Origin of the sequence: Levilactobacillus suantsaii, from assembly GCF_004115745.1 — a bacterium.
GTDB lineage: Bacteria > Bacillota > Bacilli > Lactobacillales > Lactobacillaceae > Levilactobacillus > Levilactobacillus suantsaii.
This window is the reverse complement of sequence record NZ_QXIL01000045.1, coordinates 1-5638: the sequence shown is the minus strand read 5'-3', so window position 1 is coordinate 5638 and position 5638 is coordinate 1. Positions and strand designations below refer to the sequence as shown.

Genomic DNA, 5638 nt, shown 5'->3' with positions numbered 1-5638 from the left:
TGAGTAAACGGACCACCTTTTTATCAATCTGATTGATGGCTCGCCGGTCGCGGGTCAACGGGTCGCTAGGTCGTAACGCCCAGGCGGTGAGACTCACGCACAGGACCCCGGCCAAAGCGACCACCAAATCGGAACGCATGGCCGCGGCCACGCTGATGGTCGACAGCCAACCGGTGAACAGCGGTACCGTGAAGGTCGCGACACTACTGAAGGTGAAGAAGAGTCCGGTAATGGTGCCCTTAATCCGCGGGTAGAGCCGCAAGAACAGATTCAACCCTAATTGCATCGCCCCACCGGCGGCCAGAAAACCAAAGGCAAACGCGGCCACGATAGCCACCGCTGGGATACCCACGTAACAGATGGCGGCCAAAGCGATGAACGACCCGCTGGTCATTGCCAGTAAGAGTTTACGTTCGGCCACCCCGGCGCGTAACAGGACGAAGACCACCAACACCCCGGTGATCGACCCGATGCTGTACAGCGATAACAACAAGTGGGCCAACACACCGCCAAAGCCATAAGTCCGAGTCACGAACAGGCTGATCCATTGGGTGTAAAGAATCATCAAGGCCATCGAGGTGTACCCGTACCCGGCTAACCCCACTGATGCGAGCACCCGCCGGCGTTTCGGCAACCGTTGCGCGGTCGTCGCCGTAGTGGTATCGACTCGGTTACGTGGCGGGAAGGTCTGCCGGTTCAAGCAGATGAGATTGCCGACCAGAATCACACTGGCGAGCAGAAACGACCAGCCGTACCAGGCGTTGGTGGCTTCGATGCCGGCAACTAACAGGGGTAAAAGAAACTCCCCCACCGACACGAAGGCCTTGACCAAGATGTTGGCCGCTCCCTGGCGCCCCCCCATCTCGATGAACGTCGCGTAGGTCCCGGAATCTAACGCCGAGTTGGCGACCCCCGCCAGGATGGCTAATCCATAGGCCACTTGTAAATTAGTGACCACCGCCATCCCCAGGAAAAAGATGAGGTAACTGACCATGCCAACGTTAACGAACACTTTGCGGCCGAACTTGTCGGAAAGTCGGCCGAAGAGAAAGTAGGCCAGGATGCGGCCGATACCCACGCCCGAAAAGACGTAGGACACCGTGGCCAAAGGCGAGTGCCATTGTTGACTCAACGCCTGCATGTTTTGGGTCAGGATGATCAACCCGATGCCGTGGACCAAGTAATTCAGGTATAAACTCCAGGATAATGACCGTTTGGACATCATAGATTTCCTCCTTTATCGACTCCCGGGTAAAAGAAAAAGGCCAGCTAGATTTTGCATCTAGCTGGCCTGATCGTCTCATCACGCAGGAAGGACCGTGAGAGAGAAATGTGGAACTTAGCCTCGCTAGACTCGCGTGTCTAGCTGGCCAAGACAATGACTGACTTCGCTAACCTTAGACACGGACGTGTGTGCCGCCCGCATCTAGAACCCGATACGGACGCTATCTAAAGTAAACTAAGCCCAGATAATACGCAGTGGTTGGTAAGGTTAATCTCAGCATTGTCATCGTTCCTTTCCGGTTAAGTGATTAGTTGCATTAAAGCATTATCATTTTATCTTGTCAATGGCTAATTTAATTTTAATCTTAAATTAATCCTAATTAGGCGCATGTTACCGCCCGCTGGCTTCGGGGGTCACGGCTTGCGTGGCATCGGTGGCGGTCCCGTTGGTTGGTGCCTGGCGTTTCAAGCCCCAGCCCGTAAAGCCACTGATGATCGAGAAGACCGGTGACAACAGGCTGAAGAAACAAAATGGCAGGTAGGCTAAGGTGGAGACACCCAGAGTGTTAGCGGCAAAGGCCGCGGCAACGCCCCATGGGACCAGGTAGTTGATGACGGTCCCGCCGTCTTCTAATACCCGGCTCAAGGCCAAGTTGGCCAAGCCGCGTTGGTTGAAGGCCGGTTTGAAGGCCTTACCGGGTAAGATGACGGACAGGTACTGTTCACCGACGAAGACGTTGACGCCGATACCGGCAAAGATGGCCGCGGTGACCAGTGAGCCCGACCCGGTCAAGCGCTTGACCAGCGGCATCATGGCCGTTTGAATCAGACCAAACTTCATCAAAAGGCCCCCGAGCGATAGCGTGAGGATAATCAAGGAGACCGTCCCCATCATGGAACTGATGCCCCCCCGTGACAGCAAGTCGTCGACGCTGGTATTCCCGGTCTTCGACACGAAGCCGGATTCAATGGTCGTGGCTAAACTGGCCAAGGAAGTCTGGGGCCGTTCGATGAAGATCATCACGATGGCAAACCCGATGTTTAAGAACAAGGTCGCAATCGCCGGCACCTTTTTGACGGCGCAGATAACCATGATGATCAACGGCACGACCGCCCACCAGGTAATGGTGTAGTGGGTCTGTAAGGTGTTGAGCGTGGTTTGAATCTTGCCCAGCCCGGCGTCACTGGCCGCCCCACTACCGATGATGGCGTAGAGCACTAGCGACACCAGAAAGGCCGGAATCGTCGACCACATCAGGTTTTTAATGTGGCTGAACAGGTCGGCTTCGGCCACGGCCGACGCCAGGTTGGTCGAGTCGGACAATGGCGAAGTTTTGTCGCCGAAAATCGACCCGGAGATGATGGCCCCAGCGACTAAGGCGGGGTTCATCCCCATGGTCGCGCCCATTCCGAACAAGGCGATACCGACCGTCGAAATGATGGTGAAGGAACTCCCGATAGACGAACCGATGATGGCACAGACCAGAAAGACCGACGGCACGAACCACTTGGCTGAAATCAGGTGAAACCCGAAGACCATCATCGATGGGATGATGCCGGCTTGGATCCAGACACTGATCAAGGCCCCAATCAAGATGAAGATGACGATGGGGATGATGCCGGTCTTGATGCCGTCAATGATGCCGCCGTGAATCTTTTCCCAGTCGGCCCCGCGGACCTTGGCCCACAAGATGACCAGCGCGATGACTAACATCACCGGTGTTTGCGGGGAGAGACCAAACTTGATGACCCCGACCCCCATAATCGCCAACATGATGACTAACACGGCTAAGGCTTCCCCCAACCGAACGGGTTGCCATTGTTTTGCTTGCTTCATATCACTCACACTCCTCAATTTCTCTCATTAAAAAAATCGCCCCTGCCGCAAGTTTCCTTGCAACAGGGACGATTGATCGACTACCGTGGTACCACCCAGCTTGACTAGCCAGTCCCGCCTTAGGGGGCCAGTTAGTCCACTCTCTAGATGGTAACGGCTCTAGTCTTTCCGCCTGACGAATCAGGACGTTCCACCGTATTTCGTCGACATCACCCTGATCGGTTCGCAGCACCCACCGACTTTCTGACACCCAGATGACTCGCTACTTGTAATGGAAGTTAGCGTTCAATATTTGATTGACTAGAATGATAGCACGATGAGAAAACCACGTCAACCAGTCATTTTAGATTTTAGCAAAGGGGGCTGGATATTCCAACATACCGCCCACGTGAGCCAATGCCCCGGCGTTCAAGGGTTTGATGAGGTGATTGCCCATCGGCACTAAGCGGGGATTATGAATCGAAAATTCTTCGGCCATCACGTACCCGCGCTGCCCGTAGTAGTTGGGGTCACCCACGACACTCACGGCCGGATAGCCGGCTAAGCGAGCACGTACTTCTAACTCACTTAAGAGTTGACTCCCCACACCATTGCCTTGCCAAGTTGGTTTCACAGCCAACGGGGCCAGAGCCAAGATGGTGGTGGTGTGTTGGGTCCCGCGCACCGTGACCGGCGTCAGGATGCCGTGGCCCACGACCTGGTCGATTGAGGGCTTGGCCACCATTTCAAAGGTGGGTTGGTAATCAAACGTGGTCCGTAACTGGTGTAAGAAGCCGACCTCTTGGCCCTGACTCTGCGGGACCGGGGCGAACGCATCCGCCACTAGTTGGTCAACTTGGTCAAAATCGGTCGGTTGAATCGTTTCAAAGCTTAACTTCAAGTTGTCTACCTCTCATTTCTCCGTAGCTTACAACAAGTCGGTATGGGGAATCTGCTCCCCAGCCGGGACAATACTGTGTTATTATACACGACTGAACCTAGAATTCGAGGAATCTCCCCGAAATTTAGCCAAATCACTTGAATTTGAACGGGTATCCCCGTAAACTAAGCACAACTTTATTAGAATTGAGATGATTTTCTTGACGCACAAACTGCGTTGGGCCATCGCCGCGGTGATTTTGTTCGTGCTCTTCGTCTTGGCGGCCATCTACTGGGGCTTTCTAGATCCCAGCAAAATCGGTCTCGAATGGACCATCTTGTGGTATTTCGTGGCCGCCGGCGGGGCGTACTACTTCTACTTTAAAAACGTCACCTACCGTGCGATCATCTACTACGCGCACCAGTTGGACTACCACTACGCCGACTTAAAGGCCTGGGTCCCAAACTTGCGCGAGAACCAGGACGTGCCCAATCCGGACAAGCCCCGCTGGTTCAGTCCCTTCGCCAAGGTCCCTATCACCGCCACCAACATCATTGGTGACAAGTTGCTGGCCGAAGCCAAAGAAAAACACATTCCGCTCTACCGCTAGTCATTGGGCGATACCGGCGAAAACCTAAAACAGGAAGCATGCTCCTTTCAGTGGGGCTTGCTTCCTGCTTTGAGTCCCCGGTAAATTTCAATGGGAACTTATTTTTTCGGACCGTCGTAGGTCTGCGACTGCTTCAACCATTCCTCGTCGTCGGGGTCGGCGCCAACGCGGTGGCCGGTGTCGAGGTCTTCAATCTGGTGCATCTCGTCTTCATCTAAGCCAAAGGCAAAGATGTCCCGGTTCTGTTCGATGCGGTCCTGGTGCGTGGACTTCGGGATGACCACTTCTTCACGTTGGACGTGCCAGCGCAAGATGACCTGGGCCGCACTAACGCCGTGGGCCGCCGCAATCTCGTTGATCACCGCATCGTTGATGGCGTTATTCTGGCCACCACCCAGCGGACTCCAAGCTTCGTGCAGGATACCTTGGCTCTCCAAATAAGCGTGGAGGTCCGTTTGTTGGAAGTATGGGTGCGTTTCGACCTGGTCGACCACCGGCTTGACCGTGGCCTTTTCCATCAGGTGTTCCAAATGGTGCTGCTGGAAGTTCGAGACACCGATATTCTTGATCTTACCTGCCTGGTACAGGTCTTCTAAGGCCCGCCAGCTCTCTTCGTAACCGGGCGCTGGCCAGTGGATCAGATACATGTCGAGGTAGTCCAGCCCCAACTTATCCAAAGTCGTTTGGAAGGCCTGCTTGGTCTGGTCGTACCCGCGCACGCTGTTCCAGAGTTTGGAGGTCACAAAGATCTCGTCGCGGGGCACGTTGCTTTCGCGAATGGCGGCGCCCACCCACTGCTCGTTGCCGTAGTAAGCGGCCGTGTCGATGTGGCGGTAACCCGCTTCAAGTGCCCATTTCACGGCGTTTTTCGTGTCGGCTGCATTGTCGACGCGAAACACCCCGAGCCCCAATTGGGGAATCGTATTGCCGTTGTTTAACGGTAAGGCCGGAATCTCATTATGCATGTTTCATAACCACCTTTTTTAATTTGGCAAATTACAAGTTTAATCCGAACAAGCCCGGAATCTTTCAATGGCAGTCTGTTGATGATGTATTTTTAATGGTCGTTGATTAATTAGTTCAAGTGCTGCTAGGATCTCATCAGTCG

At 54.3% G+C, this 5638-nt stretch carries 5 protein-coding genes and 1 pseudogene; 1 reads left to right on the top strand and 5 read right to left on the bottom strand.

From position 1 onward, the window contains the following. From DXH47_RS11305 to DXH47_RS11295, 3 genes are all read right to left on the bottom strand, one after another. Positions 1-1222 (bottom strand): MFS transporter (locus DXH47_RS11305; RefSeq protein WP_137975629.1); only part of this gene is annotated, 1222 nt, incomplete at its 3' end. A gap of 393 nt (positions 1223-1615) precedes the next feature. After that, positions 1616-3061 (bottom strand): Na+/H+ antiporter NhaC, encoded by a 1446-nt coding sequence (nhaC, locus tag DXH47_RS11300; RefSeq protein WP_129033410.1) that lies wholly within the window; start codon positions 3059-3061, stop codon positions 1616-1618. A gap of 343 nt (positions 3062-3404) precedes the next feature. Beyond that, positions 3405-3941 (bottom strand): GNAT family N-acetyltransferase, encoded by a 537-nt coding sequence (locus DXH47_RS11295; protein WP_129033409.1) that lies wholly within the window; start codon positions 3939-3941, stop codon positions 3405-3407. A gap of 199 nt (positions 3942-4140) precedes the next feature. On the opposite strand from DXH47_RS11295, the gene DXH47_RS11290 reads away from it, so the two are divergent. Beyond that, a complete protein-coding gene (locus tag DXH47_RS11290; RefSeq protein WP_129033408.1) occupies positions 4141-4530 on the top strand; it encodes a hypothetical protein in 390 nt (129 codons plus the stop codon). 98 nt (positions 4531-4628) lie between these two features. On the opposite strand, the gene DXH47_RS11285 is transcribed toward DXH47_RS11290, so the two are convergent. Both DXH47_RS11285 and DXH47_RS11280 read right to left on the bottom strand, forming a co-directional pair. Then, complete coding sequence (locus tag DXH47_RS11285) at positions 4629-5495, bottom strand: aldo/keto reductase (RefSeq protein WP_129033407.1); 867 nt, start codon at positions 5493-5495, stop codon at positions 4629-4631. A 39-nt stretch (positions 5496-5534) separates the two neighbouring features. Beyond that, positions 5535-5638: pseudogene (locus tag DXH47_RS11280) on the bottom strand (IS30 family transposase); the annotation flags it as partial.

Excerpts from the sequence above, each read along its gene's own strand:
- DXH47_RS11285 (WP_129033407.1), bottom strand. The coding sequence starts at position 5,495 with ATGCATAATGAGATTCCGGCCTTACCGTTAAACAACGGCAATACGATT.
- nhaC (WP_129033410.1), bottom strand. The coding sequence starts at position 3,061 with ATGAAGCAAGCAAAACAATGGCAACCCGTTCGGTTGGGGGAAGCCTTA.